Genomic DNA, 24,394 nt, shown 5'->3' on the forward strand with positions numbered 1-24,394 from the left:
ACTAATACAAGCTAAAACAGCTTATATCACTATTTTGATTTATTTAATAATATTGATTTACCCTACTATCTCGCTATCAACAAAAAAATAAGCAATTTCTTTTTCAGCCGAGGTTAGAGAATCTGAGCCATGTACGGCATTTTCAGTCATACTGTCAGCAAAATCAGCTCGTAAAGTGCCTGTGGCTGCTTTAGATAAATCAGTTGGTCCCATCAATTCTCGATAACGCTTAATAGCATTATCGCCTTCGAGAATCTGAACAACTATCGGCCCAGATATCATAAATTTAACCAACTTATCAAAAAATGATTTACCTTGGTGCTCAGCATAAAATCCTTCTGCCTGTTCTTTTGTTAATCTAAGCATTTTTAAGGCAATAATGTTAAGTTTTGCTTGGCTAATACGGGTTTCAATTTCACCAATCAATTGTTTTTTAACGGCATTAGGTTTGATGATAGATAAGGTTCTTTCAATAGCCATAGGTTTGCTCCTTATTGGTTTAATCAAGGGTAAATGTCATTCGTGAAATTTGTCCACTTTGATCTAATAAAAATAGATGATGTAAACCTTTATGAGTAACTGTCAAAGCTACCTTTTGATCGCCATACGTTTTCTCAATAAGTTGACCATCTAAAAACCACCATTTGTCACCAACACCACCTTGTGGAGTTAGATCGATAGTGACATCTTGCTGCCCAGGTAATCGTTTTACCAATTGCTTATCTTGCAGCCCAATAATATTGAGTGGCAAAAAGATATCTTTACCAAACACTGGGCAATGATTATCAACTTCAGGAATTAGCGATTGTCGACGTTCTTTGGGTAGTAGCCAATTTTCTAAAGCTATTGGCCAAAGTGCAACCTGTTTTTTATGTGCATTGCTACAGTCTGCTGACACACGTTTGCCGGCATCATTTACCCAAATAGTCACCCACCCTGAACGATAAATATTATTATTAAGTGCCGTTAGAGTATCAAGTGTTGGAGGTATCATATTATTTAATACCCATGCATTTTTTTGACGGTGGCAGTTTTCATCAGTTGCAGGTAACTTTTGTCCTGATGGCCAACAAATTTTTTCTAAGGTTACTGTTGTCGGTTTAGTTACTAAGGGAAGTGGGCGATTTATTCGTCGCTCTTTATTTAATAATAACGTGTTAACTTGCTGTAGTATCGGCACCGCTGTAATACTGCCATATTGACCAACAACGGGCGTTCCATCAGGACGACCGACCCAAATGCCAATCAAATAGCGAGGATTGATCCCAATCGCCCATGCATCACGATATCCATAGCTAGTGCCTGTTTTATAGGCAAGCTGATAATTATTAACTAGCATCTGTCTTGTGATCCATGCACTTCCATCGCTAATAAATGGCTTGCTTAGTAAGGGATCTGCTTGCGTAAATCGTAAAGGACTTACTTGCCCATGACGAGCAAAGGCACTATATGCGCTAACTAAATTATCCATTCTTAACGACGCACCACCCAAAATATACGATATATTAGGATCATTACCTTTAGATTGAAGCGATAAGCCAATACTAAACAGCTTGCCAGCAAATCGTTTTGGTCCATAAAGCTCAATTAACTCAACAGCAGGTAAGTTTAATGAATTCTTTAATGCATCTGAGGCACTGATTGGTCCATAAAAATCTTCATCAAAATTCGTAGGTCGATAATCAGAACTGATTCTAGGTGTATCTTGCAATAACGATTCAGAATGAATCATGCCGTCATCAATCGCTAAAGCATACATAAAAGGCTTTAATGTCGATCCAGGAGATCGAAGCGAACTTATCATATCAACCTGACCGAATCGCTCTTTATCGTTAAAATCAACCGACCCAACATAGCCTTTTACGGACATATCCGTATGATCGACAACTAAAATAGCTAGTGAGTTTTTGGGAGGTAACTGATTTTTACGATTAGCAGCAATATCTTCAAGGCTGTATTGAAGAGAGAGATCGATATTTGATCGAATAATATCAACATCAGGATATTGTTGACTTAACCTTCGAGCTAATAAAGGAGCTAATTGTGGCTTTTTACGTGGGTAAACCCATACTTCTTCTTTTCTAACTTGCTCTATAATATCAGATGACCATACCTGATATTGGGCCAATCTTGCTAGAACTTTGTCGCGTGCTTGTTTGGCTCGTTCGGGGTACCTATCAGGACGCAAACGACTGGGTGCTTGTGGCAATACGGCCAATAAAACCGCCTCACTACGTGTTAACGCTTTGGGCTCTTTACCAAAATATGACCAACTAGCAGCCCCTAAGCCTTCGATTGTCCCGCCAAATGGGGCTCGATTAATATATAAAGTTAAAATTTCATCTTTTGTAAAATGTAATTCAAGTTGTAGTGTTCGAAATATTTGTTGTAACTTTCCTGCCATGGAGCGATCGTGTGGATAAAGTAACCTTGCAACCTGCATCGAAATAGTACTACCACCTGAAATAATTCTTTTATTGGTGATATTTTGCCAAGCTGCTCTCAATAAAGAGGCAGGATTAATACCAAAATGATCATAAAAATAGCGGTCTTCATAATTTAATAACACATCTAGGTAATCATTGGGAACTTCATCTAACTTGATAGGATACCGCCAAACACCATTTTCATCAGCAAATCGCCACAGAGGCGTACCATCTTGCGCAAGAATTGTTTGTGTCGTTTTATTTTTTGTTATTGATAAAGGATAAAAGTGATCGGCAACAAAAAAACTACCTAATAACAAAAGGATAGAAAAAAATAAGAAAGCCAGAATTTTAAGTAGGTGCTTTTTCATTTTGTCAAAAAGTTTCAGGTAACACTATGTTTCGGTATAATATGTTTCAGTATAAATAGATGCCGCTAACAATTGTTAGCGGATAATCAATTTGTTTACATTTTAAAAATCAAATTTAATTGATACATACTAGCTATTGTTGTTTAGGTTCATTGGGCTCTACATTGCGCTCAACAATAGACATTAAGTCAATTGATTGACCAATTGCAAACCGATCGGGGCGATACATAGATTCAACATAAGGGTATGGAATCATATAATTACCAGCCGTCACAGCTCTAGCCAAATAAGCAACCTGCGATCGATAAGTACCATCGCTCACATAGTGATTAATATCAACAGCTGCAACATATCTATCATCACGGAATTCTTGATATTTAATATCATTGCTATCTTCATCTTTCAACAAATTGGCAATTTCCGGTATTGCCTGTAGACTCACACTACTATTTGTGAGATTTTGATTTTCTAACTCAAGTCCAGCAGGTAAAAAATCAACAATTAACGCATCGTGAACGACTTCTTTATGTGCTCTAACATCCAATAATACCACCACTAAATCACCCACTTTCAAGTGATGAGGTTGAATTTTGTTACCTTTCAAATCGTAATAAGAACGATTGATAGTTAAAACATTTTCATCACTCGTTGGTGCAGGTGCTTTCTTGCCATAGCCTGATACGGTAAATTTAATATAAAGTGGTTGTGCATTTTCTGGATTAGAAATCGTTAATCTATTGGCTAAATTAGCAAAATCAAAAGAGCGTGATAAAGTCGAATCAACCTCATTTGACTGCTCGTTGAGCACCACATTAAATTTATGTGAAGATTTATGTTGTTCTAATGACCAGCCAGCCACAAATAATGCGTTAAGTTCCTGAGTTGAAAAATAACGAGTATCATTAAGCAAATCAGATAACTGAATTAAATAATCAGCTTGCTTATCAACACTTAAATTATTTTCTACCAATAAAGATAAAACTAATGCATTATCACGAATAGCACTACCATATTCGCCTAACCAAGAATAGCGATTATCATAACTTGTTGTAAATACTCGAGGCATCAAATTATTATAGATATTATCAAAACCAGCCAGCTTGGCGGAAAGCGCTAACTGAGCAACTGGTAATGGTGACAATACTTTAAAATCACTTTCAGTGATCTGTTGATACATCCGATTAATTTCATTACGCATAGGCACAGTGATTTTATTTTGCCTTGCCAACACAGCTAAAGCATAAGCTTTAGTTGCAAATTGCGTATAATTGCTTGCTTGTGAATTATCATAGTAGCTTTGTAACCCATTAAATGCATTGGCATCATAAGTATATTGGCTAATGCGGGTAATTGCGGCATCAAGCGCTTTATTATTGACATTATAACCACGCTCACTTGCTTGGATTAAAAAATCAGTTGCATACACCGTTAACCAATATTCCTCGGCACTGTCTTTACTCCATAAACCAAAACTACCATTATTACGTTGCATTGATAAAATTCGCGAAATACCTAGTTGTACTTTTTCACGTCGTTTGTCATCTGATTCAGTTTTAATCCCCAATGCAGAAAGCTGCTCTTGGTTTGCATATAACGATGGCATTAAACCACTAACAGTTTGTTCTAAACAACCATATGGATAAGCAAATAACTCTTTAATATACTGAGCAATATTAAGCGGAGGCTGATTTGATACAATTAATTTACCCTCAACGGTATTATCAATCATGTCAACAAGACTACCTTCTGGCAACGACCAACTTTCACCGCCATTTATTGCCATGGAATAATATTGTGTAGTTGCGGAATAACCAGGTCTAACGCCAATGTTCCAAGATCGTTTGATCTGATACTCAGAACCATCTTCTAACAAAATACCCTTAACATTAATGGTAACAGAACCTTTCCCATAGCCATAATCGGCCATGATTGGCACTTGAATAATCTGTCTTTGCTTACTATTTAATGTTAATGTTGTTACTTTAGATGAATCTTGATGAACCAAACCATCAGTAGACACCTCAATCTGCATTGTTTGCGTTTTTTCGGTTAGATTATTTAGATCTAGTGCCAAGGTAGCCTGATCACCACCCGATAAAAAGCGAGGTGTAGATAGCTCAGCAACGACTGGCGAGGCAACTAGCATAGTTTGTTCAGCCTTACCAAAACGTGTATCATCCCACGCTTGTGCCATTATGCGCAATTCACCATTAAAATCAGGCAAATCAAGCTCAACAACGCCCTCGCCATCATCATTTAGCTTAATGGTTTGCAATTGCTGAGCCACAATATTGACATCATTTGATGGTTTTTTGCCGTTAGCGCTAGCACCAAGCATTGCATCACCACCAAAGCTCACATTGACATTACGACCTTTACCTTCAATCAACTTACCATAAACATCATAAATATCGACGTTATAACGTTTACGACCTAAAAACGCACTATAAGGATCAGGGGTAACAAAATTGGTAATATTCAACACGCCAGAATCCACAGCCGAAACCAACACCGTTACCTTACGATCTTTTTGGATTGATTTTTTATCCAATTTAATTTTTATTGGAATGGTTTTTTCAGGCTCTGTCTTTTTCGGTGCTTCGATATTGACATTTAATTGACGATCTGAAGTATCAATTGGTAGATAAAGCAAACCAATAGCTCGCTTAATTGTCTGCACTGTGGCATCGGTTGATGGACGAATAATCATCGCATTAATATAAATATCATGACGTTCCCAGTTTTCAATTGGAATATCAACATCAAGACCATTATCATCAATGGTAATATTTTTCTTCCACAATATACCGTCATTAGTTTCAAGCGAAATATAACCAGAACCAGCAACAGGAGCTTGAACATGAATTTTTGCGGTATCACCGACTGCATAAGCCGTCTTATCAAGACTTAATTTAACCTGATCAGGGCGAACAGAATTAGTACCGTTGGTATTATCTTCCCAATTATAACCACTTCTAAAACGTATACTACTTATCACATTACTTTTAGTATCAACCACCTCAATACGATAAAAACCATAATCATTGGTTTGATAAGAAACTTTAGCTATACCATTTTCAGCAATAGAAAGCGGTTGCTCTTGCACAACAAATTCACTCGAATTGTACTCTTGATGCCACCCTGAATCGCTAGACCAGCTCCAATAGTAATTACGACGCTCACGAACAATCCTTGCCTTTAAATTCTTTGTTGCTAATTTATTGCCCTCAACGTCAACATAAGCGACTTCAAACTCAGCATTATCGCCTTTATCAACCGTTGGGCTTTTTTCATAGCGATCTGTCGACCAATCATAATAAGGCAATTGAGAAAACAACGCCCGCACAGCTGGCATTTGAACGCTTGGCCAAATCGCTTGGCTTGCATAACGAGTCACAGGGCGACCGCCAGAATCAAGCAAACTTGCCTGTAAAACCACATTAACTGGCGAACTCAATTTACCCCAATTGCTTGTATCAACTACTACTTGCGCATTTCCGTTTTTATCTAAAGTCGTCTCAACATTATCAAGTTGACTAACCTTATTACTGTTAGTTACATCACCAATGTTATAATCGGCAAGTTGAGGAATCGAATCAACTTTTTTAAGATAAATATGACCATCTAACGTATTTCCTGCGGCTGGAGCACCATAAAGGTACCAACCTTTAACATCAAAATTGATATGTTTATCAAACTGAATCGGATTAGTTGATGCGGTTGTAATTTCCATCCCCATACGTTCTGGCAAAAACTCTTCCACATTAAAATAAGCATAATGGTAATCAATATTACCTACATGAAAACGAAACGCCCATTTACCCGTTGCCGCACTTGCTGGAATGACATATTTCCATTGATACAAACCGCTTGAATCTTCATTTTCTTTAACCGTAAAATTGTCAACCACTAAATTATCGGGCGACATAACATCAACCACAATCGGTTGAGCAGGAAATGGCTGACCATCGGTATCACGCAAAAGTGCATTAAAATAAACTGTCTCTTTTGGACGATATAAATCACGAGAACCAAAAGCAAATAATTGTTTTTGATAGAAAGGAGATCCCGTTAAATTATATTCGCTTAAATTCAACGCACCATGTTCCAAATCAACCAAAGAAATTTGCTTGCCATCGCTTGCTGTCAGCAAGGCATATTCCATATCATCTGGCAACATTACATCGGCATAACCGTTTTCATCGGTTTTTGTTGAAATCGTTCTACAGCCCTTATTGCTATCACGCTCTCCTTTTCTACATAACACCGATACATCAATGTCTGAAAGCGGTTTACCATCATCTAAAGCATGCGTCATGATCGTCAAATAACCATAATGATAATCACGCACCGAAACGCCAATATTACTGACAAAAAATAAAGACGCAGGATTTGAATAATCATAGCTACCCGCTTTACTCATCACCGCAAAATAAGCACCCTCTTGTTGCAATGGTGAAATGGACGATAAATTAAGTAATACTGTTTCTTGCGAATTACGTTTTGGATTTAAATCAAAGCGAGACGTATAAACTAAATCAGCAAACTGTTGAAAATCCTTAGAGTCCCAACTTGATAATTGTTTAATAAAACCATAACCAGCAATAAAATCGGACAGCTTTTCAGGCTTAATTCTAAAAAAGTTAACATCAACCTTATCAACGTTAAGAGTAACCACAGGCAAACCGCTCATTGATTTGCTTGGCAACAAATAGCCACTACTAGCAAACCCAACCATTGGCTTACGATCTTGGGTTTTAATGTTAGTTTGATAAACCCAACCTAAATTACTGCCATTAATGCCTGCTAACATCTTATCAATGGTGAGATCTAATTGACGATTTGGTTCAAGATAGCGATGTCTTAATTCTAATCCGTTATCCGACAACTCCCAAGCTCCGTCAACATTACCCGTTTGGCGATCAACTAAACGAAGCAAATTAGAAAAATTGAGTTTAGGATTTAAAGGAACCGAAAAGGTAATAACTAAAGTACTTGAACCATCAATAATGACCTCTGAACTATCAATAACAGTTAATTCTTTACCGTGATATTTTTCAACTAATTCTGGTGTGGGGTTAAAGGCTAGTTTTGACGATTCATCTTGTACGATATCGTTGTCATCACTAGGATTGCTAATATCAGCGGTTGTATTATTATCAATAACTTTTGTTTCTGATTGCGTTTCTGCCTGTTCAGCGCGTGTGTTTTGTTCAGCGTCTTTATTATCACAACCAGCTAATGCTAACAGCAGGCTAAATACAACTAAATGCTTTACTAACCCCATTTTCCACCCCATAAACAATAATTCTTATTACTAATTATTTTTATCTAAATTTTAACCACATATTATGTACTACCTTTGACCTTTTAGCAAAGGGTGTTTAGTAAGAATAGTTATAGTGGATTGGCTGAAAAATGTAGCCGACTTAAAGTTGCTCGTCTCAGCCATAATATTCACCTTTTTTAAACTATCTTCGCCTTGTAAAATATTTAAATTTGTACCAATTTCTATCTACCTAATAAAACCAAATTCATCAATCCCTAATTAGCCTACTAACAACCTACTTTAGTTGAAGGGACATTTTAGTACTAGGATAAAGCAATCATATGGACTTTACGATATTATGGCAATATTGCGAGCGTTTATTTTTCTCAAAATTGTTCAAGTGGAATATTGGTTTTATTAAAGTTATTATTTCAATGTTTTTATTTAAATTAATTACTTATAAGCTAGGTTCTATTTTATTGGGAGATTGTATTTTATCTAGAAAAGCGCTCTTGCTTTTAGCTGCAAAAGCGCATAGATTGCCAACTTTGTTGGCTCTCAACCACTTATATTGGAGTGGCTTTTATTTTTTTCTTAACCTTAATTATCTCATAATCTAGATCGAGTTGAAAAGATTAACGATACCTAAGGGGTAATACACAAACCATAGATAAGATGAGGAAGCTCATAGCTACCTATGTGCCCAATATCAGGAGCAACAGCAAACTGACCAACTCCTACGGCAACATCACTTGTCCAATAATAGTCATTATACGGAAATCCCGTTCCAGGATAATCGCCCATATAACCCCACTCACTAAAAAAACCAGCACCAATTCGACGCTGATAATGATCACCAACTGAAGGAGGGGTGGCGGCTACTGAACCTTGACACCAACGAATTGAACTGACACCCGCACCTGAACAAATTGCATTGGTGACATCATTTACCTTTATAAGCCGATAACCTAAGCTATTACACCAATTTGCTGTATTAAAAGAGGTATCACGAGTTTCTCCACGATTAACAAGCCACTTCTGTAATTCAAACCCATATTTTACTACTGCGCTACCACTATTATCGTAACCAACTAACTCAAATGATTGTGGTAAGGTCGGTTTTCTAAGTTGACTTGGATTTGTAGCTTGCTGTTGAGTTTCGGTTGCTGTTGGACCTGTTAGCGTAACACGGACATTAAATCGACTTACATTAGTCATAGTAGCTGTAATCCCCCCCTTTGTCACTGTCGGCCAAGTTAATTGATTTGCCCCACCTATCTCCAAATCAAAGAATAAACCATTAGATGCTGTGGTTGGAAAGTTACGATTATAAGATGTAGGGTAGATAGACTGGGGGATAAAACCTCTATCTGAATCCCACATCTCAGCAGGACCGCGAAAATCTGTCCACGAATTTGTACCATATTTCAGATTAGGCTTGGCATAGCAAATTTTAGGTGGTAGATTTGGACTAATGTAATACACTGCGCTACCTTCTGTAAAAGTGCTAGTATCTGGTACTCCGTATTGCGTTCTTAAACTACCACCTGTACTACTTAACTCCACTTTATAAGGCGCATTACAAATATCTAAAGTATCATTACGATTAACCGTTTGGTTATTTTTATCCGTGATACTCAGCGTGATATCCCCTTTTACAGTGACATTACCATCACCATCATCATCTTGCCAAAAGTTACGAGTTATCACCAAGTCATTTAAACTCACTGTGTTAATAAATGGGGGGACTATCATATCAACATTAGCGAAAGTATCACTGTCATTTGGTAATACGATTGGGTTTGAAAATGATGATGTATTAGTCGTAGGTTGTAATATTGGTACCATCCGATAACTTAATATCTAATAAATCTTTAAATGAAATTGCTTTGGTTCTGCCACTATCAAACGTTAAATAGGGCGCAGTACCCTGAATGCGCTCAGAAGTCGTGGCCGATAATGCCTGTGATTCTAATGAGTACGGCAATAATAACAACGGCGCTAATGCCAATGGGATTTTTGAAAATAATTTTGTGAATAATTTCGATAATAATTCGAGAGATAATTTCGATGATATAAATGAGTTTCGTGCAAAAACTCGTCGAATAGGATTATTTGATAAATTTAAGACATAGGTTTGCCAGTGCCTTGTGCCTTGTGCCTTGTGCCTAAAATGGTACTGCATTTTGTTCCACCCGTCAAGTAACATTTTGTTTTATTTAGATTTTTATGGTTGTTCGCTTGTTTAATAAGCTTGCCTTTATAAAGCGGTTAAAGTATAGCTGTTTAGAAAATAGTTGGCTAGTTTTTTGGCGGACTTTTTTGTAAAGAAATGTAAAGATGAAAACGATTGGCTTTAGAGATAGGTGAATTTTATAATTAAAATATGTGTTAATTTTAGGAGTTTTTAACTTTTGTGGAATAATTAATATTGGTGATAACATCTAAAACAAAACACGCCCAACAGCCCAGTTTGGCGTGCTAGCTTTATTTCGTTATCGGTATATTTTGGCGCTCTGATAAGTCAAGCTTATTAATATTGTGGTGCTATAAGCATGTTTCTTGCTTTAAAATGATTCAGGTAGATTATTGATTTTATTGATTTTTTATTTTTAAATAAAATCAACCGTTTATAGCCTAGTTTTTTTATTACGTTGGATTTGGCTTTTTAAGAAAAGCGCTTTTGTTATTTGATAATAGCTATTAATAACAACTTGTTAATAACAGCTAGTTAATAACAAAAGCACAAGCTTTAAAATTGTATTGGTCGGGCGTTGTTTTGGCTTTTAGTCATTAAAGTGCTGGCTTTGCCTGCTCAGCGCCCAACTTGCGCCGTGGCTTTATTCTTTTGTTAGATTATCCTCTCACACCATAAGCACCTTCTGCGTCCTAATGATTAAGAAATAAACGCTAAAAACTAAGGTGTGGTGCAAATAGCATAATCGACGTTGCTGGCATTATCGTGCCTGACGACCCAGCCGCATCGAGAGTCGGCATGGTACTGGCGGCTGCTACCCGGTACGCCATTTGCCCAGCCGCCGTAGCCTTTGAAGCCCGTATCAGTGTAGCCGAGCATGTCGCCCCACTCCGTGAAAAATCCAGCGTCTATACGACGTTGGTATTGATAATGTCCTGACGACGGCGTGGCGCCATCTACGCCATTTATACATGGAAAGTTAAAATGTACACCACACTTCGCATTGGTTAAATCCCTTATCCTCGACATGCGATAACCCAAACCATTACACCATGCTAACTGGTCACTATAAATTCTCCATGCCCTCAGATAGACGAACCACTGCCTCAACACAAACCCATATTTTACTACCTCATCATTAGTTTTTATATCTCTACCCACTAACTCAAACGTCTGCGGTAACTTTGGCTTAGCAATTGGGTTAGGATGAGGATTGTACCATTGATTTTTTGCCTCTGGACCTGTTAACTTAACGCGAGCTACAACTTCTCCCTTATCTTCTTTAGGAATCCACTCATCATTAGCTACAACATTTGTCACTGTTGCAGTAATTCCCTCATGCGTGACTGGTTCCCATGTCAACTCTTCTGGTTCTATTCCTGTTATAAGTAAATCAAAATATAAACCATCCATACCAGTGGTCGGGAAATTTAAATTGTATGATTCAGAATTGATTGATTGAACTAAGAAGCCCTTATCAGGACTCCATATGTCAGCTGGGCCTGCATGTCCATATATGTCAGAACCACAGTCTAGATCCGGCCTTACATAATTGATAACTGGCGACGGTATTATTATTGCATCACTACAATTACCCGCTCGAGCCTTTTTACCATTCGCCTGTACATTCCATGACGATGACAATAATAACAGAGCTAATACTAGCAAAGCTGTTTTAGGTGATTTGAGCGATAATTTCGATAATACGTTGAGAGATAATTTCGAAGATATAAATAAGTTTCGTGTAAAAACTCGTCGAATAAGATTATTTAATAAATTTAAGACATAGGTTTGCCAGTGCTGGTGTCTGGTGTCTGGTGTCTAAAATGATAATTCATTATGGTTTACCTGTCAAGTAATTATTTGTTTTATTTATATTTTTATAATTATTTGCTTGTTTAATAAGCTTGTTTTCCTATAGCGATAAAAGTATAACCATTTAAAAAATTGTTGGCTAGTTTTTTGGCGGAATTTTTTGTAAAGAAATGTAAATTTTAGAAAAACACTGAGGTGTTTATACTTTGTGGTTAAAAACCCTCTAAAAACTCATAAGGTGCTTTTCCCGAAATCGCTTAAGATTTTGCATTCTATCTTTTAAATCGATAAATATTTGCTGATTATGTCATATCTCAATTCAAAGTTTTTATCACTCTTTCCGCTTTGCCATTCGTTTGTAGTCACAGGTAAATAAATAAAATTAGTTTATGATTAAAGATTATTTCAATTTCAGTAATTATTGATCCGTAATAATTTGCATACCATGTTGTCGCCCCGTCTGCATAAGGGAAATAATTTGTTTAATTTTGCCTTCATTAATTAAATTACTGACAGCAGGAGTATTGATAAGCACTTCAAACAACGCTTTACGCCCATTTTTTGTTAATATTAGCTTTTGACTGATAATTGCTCTTAAATTATTTGATAATTGTGTGCGAATAAAGTTACGCGAATTTTCATCAAATACATCAATAATACGATTAATGCTTTGAATAGCAGAACATGTATGTAACGTAGCAAAAACTAAATGCCCTGTTTCAGCTACTGTTAATGCAGTTTGGATAGATTTTTTATTACGTAATTCCCCAAGTAATATTATGTCAGGATCTTGCCTTAAAAGGCTATCAAGTGCGTAGTCAAAATTTGTAAGCTCTCTTTGTTGAATTAATGAATGTTGATTATGATAAATAAACTCAATGGGGTCTTCTAAAGTAATAATGTGTTTGGATTGAGTTGAGTTAATATATTCAATTAATGATGCAAGCGTCGTTGATTTACCACTTCCTGTAGCACCTGTCACTAAAATAATACCACTTTCGTGCGTTATTAGCTTTTTAAAAACCTCGGGCGCACCTATTTCATCTAGATCTGGAATCTGTTTTTTAATCATTCGAAACACTGCCGAAATACCACGCTGTTGATAAAAAATATTGACTCTAAAGCGACCTATTTCAGGAGATTGATAGGCTAAATCAATTTGTTTATCTTGCTGTAATTGTAATTTTTGTGATTCATTAAGTAACGCCAATAGTTCAGATTCTAAATCTAACGGCGATAACTTTTCGTTTGATACACACTGTAATTGTCCATTAATGCGAATGCGTGCAACTTCACCACTTGAAAGATGCAAATCGGATGCTTTTTGCGTTACACTAAGCGACAACATCGATTTTAACATTATATTTTACCTATTAGTTTATTAATTGGGAATTAACATGAATACAGTACGTGACAATTTACTTACTATAAAAAACACAATTCAAGAAATAGCAAAAAAATGCGAACGAGATCCCAATACAATCGAACTTATTGCGGTCAGTAAAACAAAGCCAGTAACCTTAATCAAACAAGCGATAGATGCAGGTCAACTATCTTTTGGTGAAAACTATGTTCAAGAAGGCGTTGAAAAAATCCAGTATTTTAAACAAACTCTCCCCAATACTTTATTAACTTGGCATTTTATTGGTCCATTACAATCGAACAAAAGCAAATTAGTCGCCGAACACTTTGATTGGATGCATACCATTGATAGATTTAAAATTGCTCAACGTTTAAATGATCAGCGCCCAGCTAATATGGAAAACTTAAATGTACTTATTCAAGTTAATATTAGTAAAGAAGCCAGCAAGTCTGGGGTTGAGCCTGAACAAGTTTCTGATTTAGCAAAACAAATTATAACACTACCCAATTTAAATTTACGTGGATTAATGGCGATCCCAGAAATTGAAAATGATTTTGACAAACAACTAAACGTCTTTAACAAAATGCACGAACTTTTGCGTTCTTTACAAACTGATTATCCATTTATGGATACATTATCCATGGGCATGAGTGGCGACATGCAAGCTGCTATTGTTGCTGGTAGCACTATGGTTCGAATAGGTACAGCGATCTTTGGAGCAAGGCAGTATTTGTGATATATTGCCCGAATAGTTTATTTTAAGGAGTCTTAAATGACATCGCTTTATTTTCTAGGTAATACCATCTTAACGGTATGTCTCTATGTTTTAATTTTGCGTTTATGGATGCAGCGTGTGCGTGTAAATTTCTATAACCCATTTACCCAATTTATCGTACGAATAACTCAACCTATTATCGGTCCATTACGCAAAGTCATCCCATCTATTAAGCAAATTGATACCGCTACATGGGTTCTTTTATATTTTGTTGCCGTCATTAAAATTATTTTTATTTCCTACTATGGAATGATTAATGAATCAATTTGGACTAGTAAATACCTGCTTTATGCTATTGCTGTCATAGCTCATGCATTTGGGCATTTATTATTCTGGTTATTACTATTTCGAGCAATTCTAAGTTGGGTTAGCCGTGGACAATCAAACGCGGATGAATTACTTGCTCAGTTAACTGAACCACTTATAGCACCAATTCGCCGTATTGTGCCACCGCTTGGAATGATTGATATCTCATTTATGATTTTTGTATTTATTTTAATGTTTTTAAATATGCTCGCTGTTGATGTATTTGGATATTTATGGATTGTGCTTTAAATTAAAATCAAAAGGGAGCTGTAGCTCCCTATTTTAAATAATATGGTCTTCCCAACAAATCACATCTTTTTCATAAACAATCCGATTTTTAACCGATATCTTCAGCTTATGCATAAGCTTTTTATTACCCGTAATAAGCGGATGCCAATGAGGCAATTGTCCTGTTTCAGAAAAATAACGATAGGTACAGGTTAAAGGTAACCATTCAATGGTAAGGAGGTTATCACGAGTCAACTTGATACAATCGGGTTCATAATCAAAACGTCTATTATAATGTTTACATTGACAAGTATTGGAGTCAAGCAAATTACAAGCAACATTAGTATATAAGATCTCGTCTGTATCTTCGTCCATCAATTTATTTAAGCAACATTGACCACAACCATCACAGAGCTGTTCCCATTCTTCATCACTCATCTGAGCTAATGTCTTATATTCCCAAAATGGCTCAATCATACTTTGAAATCATCTTCTTTTAGCATTTGTAAGAAAAATCCATCAGTTTTAATCTTTTCTTCTATTTCAGTGGCGGTACCAACTACAAATTTTCGTTTACCGTCAAGTAATACTTTCATGACAAAAACAGGTGAACCAAAAATAGACATTACTTTTTCAGGAATCGTTGAAAAATCATTTTCATGTTCCATATATAGATAGCAGTTCTCTTTTTTGGTACTTCGGTAAATATAACACCACATCATAAAATAAAACCTTTACTCATTAATACTATTTATTAAGACAATTTTGTAAATAAACACCTGCACCAAACAAGCCTGGATCTTCATGTGTTATTACATAAACAGGAATTTTTTTGACTAAATAGGACATACGACCTTTATGTTCAAAAGCATCTCTAAATGGAGATGTTTTAAAAAATTCGATAAAGCGTGGCACAATACCCCCAGCAATATAAACGCCACCTTGTGTATTAAGTGTTAATGCCAAATTACCACCAAAACGCCCCATAAAAGTACAAAAATAGGTTAAAGTTTGCAAGCAAAGTGGACAACTTTTAGATAGCGCTTTCTCAACAATAATGTCGGGTGTAATCTCTATTACTGGTTGATTATTAATTTGTAACAACGCTTGATAAATATTAACAATACCATTGCCTGATAAAAACCGCTCGGTAGAAACACGCCCAAATTTTTTGCGAAGTTGCACTAAAATACGGTCTTCATCATCACTTATCATTGGAAGCTCTGTATGCCCCCCTTCTCCTGACAAACTAATCCAACGTCCATTTACTTTAATTAAATGTGACACTCCAAGTCCTGTACCTGCACCATAAATTGCAATTGGATAATCTAAATCAGGTTCATCACCACCAATCTGAACAAGATCTTGTTTAGATAATTTAGGAATTGAAGTTGATACTGCTGTAAAATCATTAATTACTTCTAGTTTTTCAAGATTAAGTTCCTTAACTAATTCAGATCGTGAAAACGACAAATCATTGTTTGTCATACTAATTATATCTTCGTCATTAATCGGACAGGCAATTGCAATACAAGCCATTTTAACGGTAACCGATTGGGCTTGTAAGTAATTCTTAATTAATTTTAGCAATACATCATCCTTTGCAATAAGAACTTTAGTTATTGCTGATAGCTCATTTGTAGCCAAATTATAAAGCGCAAATCGAGCATTAGTTCCACCGATATCGGTGACCAGTGCATATTGATTCATGTTACTTCCTTTATGATAAATTAATTCTTTCAGTTAAAATATTAAGTTTTACCCATCACTCGATGAAAGTATATTGCTGATATTAATAATTATTTATATTAAATTATCCTAAGCAGTTAGTACGATAAGAATTTCATCTAATATATTAAAAAACTATCGAATAAAAACTCAATTTAAATCAATAAATCTACAACCACTTTTTAAGTTTAAAATAAATATAAGGAGCAACACCTGCTAGCAACATTAATAGTAATGAAAAAGGATAACCATATTCCCATTTTAATTCTGGCATAAATTCAAAATTCATACCATAAGCTGAAGCAACTACCGTTGGGGGTAAAAACACAACAGATACAACCGAGAAAATTTTGATAATTCGGCTCTGTTCAATATTGATAAAACTAGTTGCAGCTTGCATTAAAAAGTTTACTTTTTGGAATAATGACTCATTATGTGGAACAAGCGATTCAATATCGCGAATAACTTCACGAGCTTGTTCTAGTTGATCTACTGGCATCTTTGCTCGGCGAACTAAATAATTAACTGCACGTTGGCTATCCATCAAACAAAGACGAACTTTCCACGCGGTATCTTCAAGTTCAGCCAACGAGGTAATAGCTTCATCGTAATGCTCTTGAGCTGAACGATCCATAATAATTAAACTTAATTCTTCGAGTTCACTGTAGATATTTTCAATTTGATCTGCTAACTGTTCAACTTTAACTTCAAATAAATCAAGTAATACTTCATAAGGATTTCCATCGTTCATTCCTTGATAGCGCGATCGCATGCGATACAAACGAAATGCTGGTAAATCTCGCTCACGTAGTGTAAACAAACGACCATTATGCACTGTAAAAGCTACTGTTGAGTTGCCTGCACGATCTTCTGCATCTTCATAAAAAAAGAAAGAGTGGACGTGTAAACCTTCGTTATCTTCAAAAAAACGAGCTGACGCTTCAATATCGTCAAGTTCAATACTAGTTGCTAAGTTTTGTCCTAAATGTGTTAAAACAAAATCTCGATCAGCTTCTTCTGGCTCAATTAAATCAATCCAAGTTGCATTATTTATATCGCCTTCATTAATTTTTACTAATTGTTTGTTTTTTAATCCAAACGCATTAATCATAAGGCCTCCTATAGGAAAAATCTTTTAGAACATCACATTAACAAATGCTTGGCATTATACTCGCTATGGCAGCAAATTCCTATGTTTAAACCAATCTTTCTATATCTTTATAAAATGGGAGAAAAATTCCATTATTAAATTAAATTCGCTGATATTACTACAGTCTCATGTTACAATATGCAGCTTAAAATACTTATGTCATGTTTAGGAGTTAATAATGGCCAATAGAGGAATAAATAAAGTCATTTTAGTTGGTAATTTAGGTCAAGATCCCGAAGTTCGTTATATGTCTAATGGTAATGCAGTTGCTAATATTAGCATTGCAACATCAGAATCATGGAAAGATAAACAAACAAATGAATACCGTGAACGTACTGAATGGCATCGCGTTGTTATATTCGGTAAATTAGCTGAAATTGCTGGCGAATACTTAAAAAAAGGTTCCCAAATTTATATTGAAGGGCAATTACAAACTCGAAAATGGCAAGATCAGTCAGGACAAGATCGTTACACAACTGAAGTTGTAGTCAACCCAATTGGTGGTACTTTACAAATTTTAGCAACACGCAATGGTGGTGAAAACATGGGCGATGGTTCACAAAATTGGGGACAAAGTGCTAATAATTCTTCATCTGCACCAGTGGCTCCTTCTCGTCCTCTAACGCAAAATACACCAGCGCAACCAGCAGCAACACCAGAGCCACCAATGGATTTTGATGACGATATTCCATTTTAAGTATTAAAAGTTCAATTTGATTTAATGAAAGGAGTCGAATATTACTCCTTTCAAACCTTAATCTAATATTACATTTTATCTACTAATGCATAAAAATCATTCACGCTTGACATTATTTCTACTAATATTAGACCTATAATTATCAGTGTAGTGCCTACAATTTTTTCAAACATGGTAATAAAATCCGATACCGAATTACAACTACCTCCATATATCATTTTCTGTTTATTTCAATTATACTTAGCTGCAAATTTTGTTGGATTTAAAATAAATCTATGTTGGAACTTATACAAACTGTCGGCTTTGGTTTAATTTTATTTATTCCTTTAACGAATCCTTTAACCACTGTGGTACTGTTATTAGGTCTATCGGGCGATATGACCAATGAAGAGCGGAATTACCAATCAAAATTGACCTGTATTTATGTGTTTATAATTATGGTTGTATCGTTTTATTGTGGGCAACTAGTGATGAGCACATTTGGCATATCGATTCCCGGATTACGTATTGCTGGTGGCATGATTGTTGGCGTTATTGGTTTTAGAATGTTATTTCCACAACAACCATCACACAAAACTCTTGAAGCAGATGCAAAAAAGCAAGAGATCTCAAATAATATCGCTTTTGTTCCTCTCGCTATGCCAAGTACAGCAGGACCCGGAACTATAGCAATGATAATAAGCATGTCATCAACAGTAAAAAGTGGAGGTTATGACGTTTCAACTTGGGTTGTTTATACTGCTTCGATTTTAGTGCCTTTATTGTTATGTATTATCCTTTGGTTTTGCATGCGCAGTGCAGGTAGCATAATGCGCTTTATGGGGAAAAGTGGCATTGAAGCCACTTCAAGAATTATGGGCTTTTTATTAGTTTGTGTTGGAACTCAATTCATAATTAATGGTATTAAAGAAATTATATTGAATTTTCCTAATATTTAATATTAAACACCGACTCAACAAAGCTAAAGAGTCGGTATATTTTTAATCATTTCTACCCGCATTAAATAATCATAAAGTGGAACTAACTGTTTAAAACCTTTAACTAGTTTATCGGGTAAATCGCTATTTAACACATCCTCAATATGATTACTTGTCACCATAACCGCAATATTTTTTCGCTTATACCAGGTTGCAACTTTTTCGTCCTGCTCTTTAATTAATGGGCGTTTATAACTTTCGCCAACAAGCTCAAATGGTTTTTTGACGCAACGTATCATTGCTAAAAATTTCTTAGTATCGTTAAGAATTTCGTCTCGAAAGATATCCATTGTTTGTTTTGATGAACAATAATAGCCTAGCCCATATTGATAACTGCTTGGGCTAATTTCAAAAAAGTAAGCGGGCGCTTCTTTCCAATCTTTATTTGGTCGTTTAAATGTCAACCATAATCGGCTACGATAAAGTGATTTATCATTTGAAAAACGAGTATCTCGATGTATACGTGAAATCGTTTTACCAATAGCAGGACGAGTTTCAAACCACTCATCAATTTTGAGCATCTCTGGTGTTAATTGTTCAACCAAAAGCCTAAACGGTTTAACTAAATCGTTATCATAAATAGCACGATGCTCTTCAAACCACGGTTTGCTGTTTTTAATCCAAGCGTCTTGTAAAAAATTAAGTCCAGCTTGGCTAAAGCCAGTAAAGTTTGCCATTGCTTACTCCTTAAATAACGCTCTTACTTTTTCTAAATCTTCGAAAGTGTCGACACCAATTGCAGGAGGTTGTTTTGCCACAGCGACATGAATTTTTTCACCGTACCAAAGTACTCTTAATTGCTCTAACATTTCAATTTGTTCAAGCATTGATGGTGCCCATTTAATATATTGACGAATAAAGCCAGCACGGTAAGCATAAATACCAATATGGCGGAGATAAAAATCACCGATACTCGATGGTTTTAACTGTTCAGCTGATTTCGCAAAACGATCGCGTTCCCAAGGAATGGTTGCACGAGAAAAATAAAGCGCATAACCATCTTTATCTGTCACAACTTTAACTGCACCAGTATTAAATGCTTCTTCAACAGAATCAATTGGCACTGCTAACGTTGCCATTCCTGTTTTATATTGCACTAAATTTTCAGCCACTTGATTAATAATGACTGGCGGTATTAAAGGTTCATCCCCTTGTACATTAACAATAACTTCATCATCAGTAAACTGATAAGTATTTATCACCTCTGCCAGTCTTTCTGTACCAGAATTATGCTTATCACTTGTCAGAATGACTTCACCACCATACTCCTTGACTACCTCATAAACTTGTTGATGATCTGTGGCAATAATCACTCGATTGGCTGATGATTTTTTTGCTTGCTCCATCACACGAACAATCATTGGTTTACCATGAATATCCGCTAGTGGCTTACCAGGTAAACGGCTCGAAGCATACCTAGCGGGAATAATAACCGAAAAGTTCATAATTAAGACCTTATTATTTATTCTTGAATACATTCAGATTGGTTAAGTGGTTTAGCTTCACATTCTAACAACACCGGAATATTATCTTTAACTGTATAAACTAAATTATCTGTATGACAAATTAACTGCTGATTAGTACCATTATATTGCAATTGACCATGGCATTTAGGACAAGCAAGTGCGTTTAATAGGATATCTTTCATTTTTTCTTCTCTTTGGATTTTGTCTCAGCTAGTAATAAACAGATTTGATCAATAACTTGCACAGGTATTACCGCATCGATGGGCAGATACCACCAATTTTGTTGAGCAAATTGTCTACATTTAACTGCATCTTTTTCAGTCATTAAAAGTGTTTGTTTATTACGTGCAACATTGTTTAACAACGGTAAAGTAAATTTTTGATGATCGGCAAAAGAAACGGTTTCAACCACATCCGCTTGCAATTTACTTAACATATCAAAAAAACGTTTTGGATTACTAATACCAGCAATAGCACATATATTTGACAACGAAGATAACGCTCTTTTTTCTTGAGTAAGTAAATTCACTGCATACAGGGGCATTAATTGCATAGTAAAGGTTTTATTAGGATACTGCTGCGCTAAATTATTTACACTATCACCATTGATGACAATAAGATCAACCGATTTTAACCGACTTTCACGCTCTCGCATTGGCCCTGCCGGCATCCACCATCCATTACCAAATAGGCGCTTTCCATCAATCACCACCACTTCAATATCACGCGCTAAAGCATAATGTTGTAAACCATCATCAGTCAAAATAACATCTAATTGGTAGTGCTTTAATAACGCTTGAACAGCCTCAGAGCGATAAGGTGAGACAGCAATAGGTACACTAGTACGTTGATAAATAAGCACAGGTTCATCACCTGCTTGTTCGGTTGTGGTTGTATTATCTAAAATAAGCGGATAGTTATCAGCTTTGCCTCCATATCCTCGTGAAACGACTCCAACCTGTAATCCTTTTTGTTTTAACGATTCAATTAAACTAATAACTAGTGGCGTTTTACCGTTACCACCAACAGATAAGTTGCCAATAACAATAACAGGTACAGGAGATCGCCAAGATTTTAAAATACCAACTTGATATAAAAAGCGACGGAAAATAGCAATTAAACCATATAATAAGGAAAATGGTATGAATAACCAAAATAAACGATTTTTACCATACCACAGTTTTTCAATCATAACTTTAACATCACTCAATTACATTTAGTAAAATTGTTTTATATCTCAATATAACAATTATTATAGTTGCCTATAGCAAACGATAGCCTATTTTACTCATAATTTGGTAAACTACCAAACCAATCATGATACCATCTAGGTTTAATTTCACCTCGCATAGTTTTTAGCTTCCATGTTTGTTTATCAAAAAAAAGACTTATTTGACCTGTTCTAGCAGTAACATAATAGTCTAATTGTAAATCTTTATACTTTGCCATTACCTTATTGGAGGGGAGTTTCCAAGGATTATAACGAGATGTAGACGCCAAAGACTTTACTGGTTTAACATGATTTAGAAATGTATAACTTGACGATGTACTACTACCATGATGGGGGATTTGTAAAATAGTGGATGTTAGCTGATTTCGATATTTAGTAACTAACTGATATTCCTGATTACGTTCTAGATCCCCAGTTAACAATACAGAAAAATGTCCATCTGTAACTTGCACCACACAGGAATCCTTATTTTGAGCATCGCTAACCAGCTGATTAGGCCACAGCACATTAAACGTCAGATCATTCCAAATAACACTATTACCCGCTAAACATTGATAATCATTATTAAAATCAGAAGACGAACTCATTAACCATGCTTTAGGGTAAATAAGTTGAAGTAATTTCAAACCGCCAACATGATCATTATGTTGATGACTAATAATAATACCTTGTACATTCAAATTATGCCATTGTAGAAAAGGAATAATAACCCTTTCCATAGCGGAACTTTTTTCCCACTTAGCTCCTGTATCATACAAAATTGCAGACTTACCATCATGGATAACGATAGCTAATCCATGACCTACATCTAACATGTCTAACCGCCAACGATAGTGTTGCTGTTTAAAAAAAGGGGTAACCAGTATCATCAAAATTACGAGCAAAGTAATGCTAAAGCGTTGCCAAACACCTGTACGAATTATCACTAAAGTTAACCAACCTAAAAGACCTAATAAATAAAAATCTGAAGGGATGTTAATCCATAATTGATTAAGCCAATTTAAACTCAAAAATAGCCATTCTAGAGATTTATCAGCAATTAGCCAAAACCATAAGGCAATAGAAAAACAATCAAAAATACTAAATATTAACGCCAATAAAATGGTAGGAAATGTAACTAATGAAATAACAGGAATTGCAATTAGATTTGTTAAAATCGAAACTCCACTAACACCTTGAAAAACAAAAAACTGAATTGGAAGCAGCAATAAGGTTAACCCACACTGCAAATACAATATCCTAATTATATACCAACGTTTTTTATGCCTTACTGCTTTGGAAAGCGGCGCCCAATCATGCAAAAAAATTAAAGTTATTACTGCATAGCAAGATAACCAAAAACTTTCAGATAAAATCATCAATGGATCAAATAATAATAACAACGCAATGATCCGATTGATTTTTTGCCATGAACTTATTTTATATTTTTTATAACGAAAATAGATCCAAATTGACAAAGCAACCATAGCTCGCAAAGTAGGCGGATTAAAACCTGTTAACCATGCATAAAAAAATGCACATAACCACCCTATTATAATTGGTAAAAAAAAATAGATAAAACGCTTTGGAATAAAAAACAGTATAGCTTTAGCCAAAAAGCAACTAAGTCCATAAACAACTAAAATATGCATACCAGATATAGCCATTAAATGAGCAATACCTGTTTGCATCATTACCATACGATGCTCGTCATCTAATTGAGAACGATCACCAAAAGCAAGGGCTAGCAAAATACCTTTATAAATAAATAAATCGATATAAGGTATAGCCAAATCAGTAATATATTGTTTTAAGTCAGATTTATCATTTAATAACTTGGCATCAACCAATTTAGCCGATAATAAGCTACGATTTGCTATCGAAAAGCGTTGGCTATCAAATCCTCCATCATTTAAGTATCCATGTACAACTTTTGTTTTTAGTGTCAATTGCCAAATTTCCCCAGATTTAGGAGGATCTAACCTATCCCAGTAAACAGAAATCGGAATATCATTTGCAAGCGTAACATCTGAAATGGAAAAAATAGAAAATGACATGTAATAAGGTCCGTTGACCGTTGCTGCCTGATGAGTATTGATATTAACTACTTTGGCATGAACAACTAGCGTTTTATCAATATAGGGAGAAATGTTGGATAAATATTGCTTAGAATAAGCAGTTGACCACAAAAAACCTAAACTAAATGCAACAAAAACAGATAAATACCAACGAAAATTAACAGGAACGGTTAACACAATTAAAAACAAGATAAAAGCAAGTAAACACCAATATAGATCAGACAATAAATGGGGCAAAAAGAGTAATGGCAAACAACCTAATGAAAACATGATAGCCATTAAATCCAAAGAACAAATTTTTTGCACTAGCACTTTACCATCTTTAAATTGAACAATAT

At 35.4% G+C, this 24,394-nt stretch carries 20 protein-coding genes; 4 read left to right on the forward strand and 16 right to left on the reverse strand.

The genetic code is table 11. The features are described 5' to 3' along the window. Positions 1–57 precede the first annotated feature (57 nt). The 7 genes from ndk to ACGH80_RS01095 all read right to left on the reverse strand — a co-directional run bounded on the left by ndk (position 58) and on the right by ACGH80_RS01095 (position 13,438). Positions 58–480, reverse strand: a complete 423-nt coding sequence (gene ndk / locus ACGH80_RS01065) for a nucleoside-diphosphate kinase (RefSeq protein WP_411630415.1) — start codon at positions 478–480, stop codon at positions 58–60. A gap of 19 nt (positions 481–499) precedes the next feature. Continuing rightward, positions 500–2,797, reverse strand: coding sequence for a penicillin-binding protein 1C (gene pbpC / locus ACGH80_RS01070; RefSeq protein WP_411578576.1), 2,298 nt, complete (start codon positions 2,795–2,797; stop codon positions 500–502). A 133-nt stretch (positions 2,798–2,930) separates the two neighbouring features. Next, positions 2,931–8,084, reverse strand: coding sequence for an alpha-2-macroglobulin family protein (locus ACGH80_RS01075; protein ID WP_296300028.1), 5,154 nt, complete (start codon positions 8,082–8,084; stop codon positions 2,931–2,933). Positions 8,085–8,711: 627 nt separating this feature from the next. After that, positions 8,712–9,914, reverse strand: coding sequence for a hypothetical protein (locus ACGH80_RS01080; RefSeq protein ID WP_411630416.1), 1,203 nt, complete (start codon positions 9,912–9,914; stop codon positions 8,712–8,714). Continuing rightward, positions 9,886–10,251, reverse strand: a complete 366-nt coding sequence (locus ACGH80_RS01085; RefSeq protein WP_411630417.1) for a hypothetical protein — start codon at positions 10,249–10,251, stop codon at positions 9,886–9,888. The genes ACGH80_RS01080 and ACGH80_RS01085 overlap by 29 nt, the downstream gene beginning before the upstream one ends. Positions 10,252–10,983: 732 nt before the next feature. Beyond that, positions 10,984–11,907: a hypothetical protein gene (locus ACGH80_RS01090; RefSeq protein WP_411630418.1), complete on the reverse strand. Its 924-nt coding sequence runs from the start codon at positions 11,905–11,907 to the stop codon at positions 10,984–10,986. Positions 11,908–12,496: 589 nt separating this feature from the next. Continuing rightward, complete coding sequence (locus ACGH80_RS01095) at positions 12,497–13,438, reverse strand: type IV pilus twitching motility protein PilT (RefSeq protein ID WP_085163951.1); 942 nt, start codon at positions 13,436–13,438, stop codon at positions 12,497–12,499. A gap of 37 nt (positions 13,439–13,475) precedes the next feature. Here ACGH80_RS01095 and ACGH80_RS01100 point away from each other — a divergent pair, with 37 nt between their 5' ends. Together ACGH80_RS01100 and ACGH80_RS01105 are read left to right on the forward strand one after the other, a co-directional pair. Further along, a complete protein-coding gene (locus ACGH80_RS01100; RefSeq protein ID WP_174799377.1) occupies positions 13,476–14,177 on the forward strand; it encodes a YggS family pyridoxal phosphate-dependent enzyme in 702 nt (233 codons plus the stop codon). A gap of 36 nt (positions 14,178–14,213) precedes the next feature. After that, the gene (locus ACGH80_RS01105) at positions 14,214–14,771 is read left to right on the forward strand and encodes a YggT family protein (RefSeq protein ID WP_174799376.1); all 558 of its coding nucleotides are present in this window, start codon (positions 14,214–14,216) and stop codon (positions 14,769–14,771) included. Positions 14,772–14,804: 33 nt separating this feature from the next. Here the strand turns inward: ACGH80_RS01105 and ACGH80_RS01110 are convergent, their stop codons facing one another. The 4 genes from ACGH80_RS01110 to corA form a co-directional block, all read right to left on the reverse strand. After that, entirely contained in the window at positions 14,805–15,227 is a 423-nt protein-coding gene (locus ACGH80_RS01110; RefSeq protein ID WP_034912894.1) for a YcgN family cysteine cluster protein, read from the reverse strand. Then, positions 15,224–15,472, reverse strand: coding sequence for a YcgL domain-containing protein (locus tag ACGH80_RS01115; RefSeq protein WP_081296761.1), 249 nt, complete (start codon positions 15,470–15,472; stop codon positions 15,224–15,226). The genes ACGH80_RS01110 and ACGH80_RS01115 overlap by 4 nt, the downstream gene beginning before the upstream one ends. Positions 15,473–15,497: 25 nt before the next feature. Further along, entirely contained in the window at positions 15,498–16,460 is a 963-nt protein-coding gene (locus ACGH80_RS01120; RefSeq protein ID WP_065589242.1) for a glucokinase, read from the reverse strand. Positions 16,461–16,647: 187 nt separating this feature from the next. After that, on the reverse strand, positions 16,648–17,589 hold the full coding sequence (gene corA, locus ACGH80_RS01125; RefSeq protein ID WP_034912903.1) for a magnesium/cobalt transporter CorA: 942 nt from the start codon (positions 17,587–17,589) through the stop codon (positions 16,648–16,650). A gap of 217 nt (positions 17,590–17,806) precedes the next feature. Here corA and ACGH80_RS01130 point away from each other — a divergent pair, with 217 nt between their 5' ends. Then, entirely contained in the window at positions 17,807–18,325 is a 519-nt protein-coding gene (locus tag ACGH80_RS01130; RefSeq protein WP_065589243.1) for a single-stranded DNA-binding protein, read from the forward strand. Positions 18,326–18,600: 275 nt separating this feature from the next. Continuing rightward, positions 18,601–19,263, forward strand: a complete 663-nt coding sequence (locus ACGH80_RS01135; RefSeq protein ID WP_174799375.1) for a MarC family NAAT transporter — start codon at positions 18,601–18,603, stop codon at positions 19,261–19,263. Between the two features lie 23 nt (positions 19,264–19,286). Here the strand turns inward: ACGH80_RS01135 and ACGH80_RS01140 are convergent, their stop codons facing one another. The 5 genes from ACGH80_RS01140 to ACGH80_RS01160 all read right to left on the reverse strand — a co-directional run bounded on the left by ACGH80_RS01140 (position 19,287) and on the right by ACGH80_RS01160 (position 24,335). Further along, positions 19,287–19,979 (reverse strand): DUF2461 domain-containing protein, encoded by a 693-nt coding sequence (locus tag ACGH80_RS01140; RefSeq protein WP_411630419.1) that lies wholly within the window; start codon positions 19,977–19,979, stop codon positions 19,287–19,289. Between the two features lie 3 nt (positions 19,980–19,982). Next, positions 19,983–20,747 (reverse strand): 3-deoxy-manno-octulosonate cytidylyltransferase, encoded by a 765-nt coding sequence (gene kdsB / locus ACGH80_RS01145; protein ID WP_174799373.1) that lies wholly within the window; start codon positions 20,745–20,747, stop codon positions 19,983–19,985. A 17-nt stretch (positions 20,748–20,764) separates the two neighbouring features. Continuing rightward, on the reverse strand, positions 20,765–20,950 hold the full coding sequence (locus tag ACGH80_RS01150) for a Trm112 family protein (RefSeq protein WP_411630420.1): 186 nt from the start codon (positions 20,948–20,950) through the stop codon (positions 20,765–20,767). Next, positions 20,947–21,960 (reverse strand): tetraacyldisaccharide 4'-kinase, encoded by a 1,014-nt coding sequence (gene lpxK / locus ACGH80_RS01155; protein ID WP_174799372.1) that lies wholly within the window; start codon positions 21,958–21,960, stop codon positions 20,947–20,949. The genes ACGH80_RS01150 and lpxK overlap by 4 nt, the downstream gene beginning before the upstream one ends. Positions 21,961–22,052: 92 nt before the next feature. Continuing rightward, on the reverse strand, positions 22,053–24,335 hold the full coding sequence (locus ACGH80_RS01160; protein WP_174799371.1) for a DNA internalization-related competence protein ComEC/Rec2: 2,283 nt from the start codon (positions 24,333–24,335) through the stop codon (positions 22,053–22,055). Positions 24,336–24,394: the final 59 nt, after the last annotated feature.

The organism is Gilliamella sp. BG1 (genome assembly GCF_046635625.1).
Classification (GTDB): Bacteria; Pseudomonadota; Gammaproteobacteria; order Enterobacterales; family Orbaceae; genus Gilliamella; species Gilliamella bombi.

Coding starts and splice junctions, on each gene's coding strand:
- ACGH80_RS01085 (WP_411630417.1), bottom strand. CDS start 10,251: ATGCAGTACCATTTTAGGCACAAGGCACAAGGCACAAGGCACTGGCAA.
- lpxK (WP_174799372.1), bottom strand. CDS start 21,960: ATGATTGAAAAACTGTGGTATGGTAAAAATCGTTTATTTTGGTTATTC.
- ACGH80_RS01130 (WP_065589243.1), top strand. CDS start 17,807: ATGGCCAATAGAGGAATAAATAAAGTCATTTTAGTTGGTAATTTAGGT.
- ACGH80_RS01150 (WP_411630420.1), bottom strand. CDS start 20,950: ATGAAAGATATCCTATTAAACGCACTTGCTTGTCCTAAATGCCATGGT.
- ACGH80_RS01100 (WP_174799377.1), top strand. CDS start 13,476: ATGAATACAGTACGTGACAATTTACTTACTATAAAAAACACAATTCAA.
- pbpC (WP_411578576.1), bottom strand. CDS start 2,797: ATGAAAAAGCACCTACTTAAAATTCTGGCTTTCTTATTTTTTTCTATC.
- ACGH80_RS01105 (WP_174799376.1), top strand. CDS start 14,214: ATGACATCGCTTTATTTTCTAGGTAATACCATCTTAACGGTATGTCTC.
- ACGH80_RS01135 (WP_174799375.1), top strand. CDS start 18,601: ATGTTGGAACTTATACAAACTGTCGGCTTTGGTTTAATTTTATTTATT.
- kdsB (WP_174799373.1), bottom strand. CDS start 20,747: ATGAACTTTTCGGTTATTATTCCCGCTAGGTATGCTTCGAGCCGTTTA.
- ACGH80_RS01080 (WP_411630416.1), bottom strand. CDS start 9,914: ATGGTACCAATATTACAACCTACGACTAATACATCATCATTTTCAAAC.
- ACGH80_RS01115 (WP_081296761.1), bottom strand. CDS start 15,472: ATGATGTGGTGTTATATTTACCGAAGTACCAAAAAAGAGAACTGCTAT.
- ACGH80_RS01075 (WP_296300028.1), bottom strand. CDS start 8,084: ATGGGGTTAGTAAAGCATTTAGTTGTATTTAGCCTGCTGTTAGCATTA.
- ACGH80_RS01110 (WP_034912894.1), bottom strand. CDS start 15,227: ATGATTGAGCCATTTTGGGAATATAAGACATTAGCTCAGATGAGTGAT.
- ACGH80_RS01140 (WP_411630419.1), bottom strand. CDS start 19,979: ATGGCAAACTTTACTGGCTTTAGCCAAGCTGGACTTAATTTTTTACAA.
- ACGH80_RS01095 (WP_085163951.1), bottom strand. CDS start 13,438: ATGTTAAAATCGATGTTGTCGCTTAGTGTAACGCAAAAAGCATCCGAT.
- ACGH80_RS01160 (WP_174799371.1), bottom strand. CDS start 24,335: ATGGCTATCATGTTTTCATTAGGTTGTTTGCCATTACTCTTTTTGCCC.
- ndk (WP_411630415.1), bottom strand. CDS start 480: ATGGCTATTGAAAGAACCTTATCTATCATCAAACCTAATGCCGTTAAA.
- corA (WP_034912903.1), bottom strand. CDS start 17,589: ATGATTAATGCGTTTGGATTAAAAAACAAACAATTAGTAAAAATTAAT.
- ACGH80_RS01120 (WP_065589242.1), bottom strand. CDS start 16,460: ATGAATCAATATGCACTGGTCACCGATATCGGTGGAACTAATGCTCGA.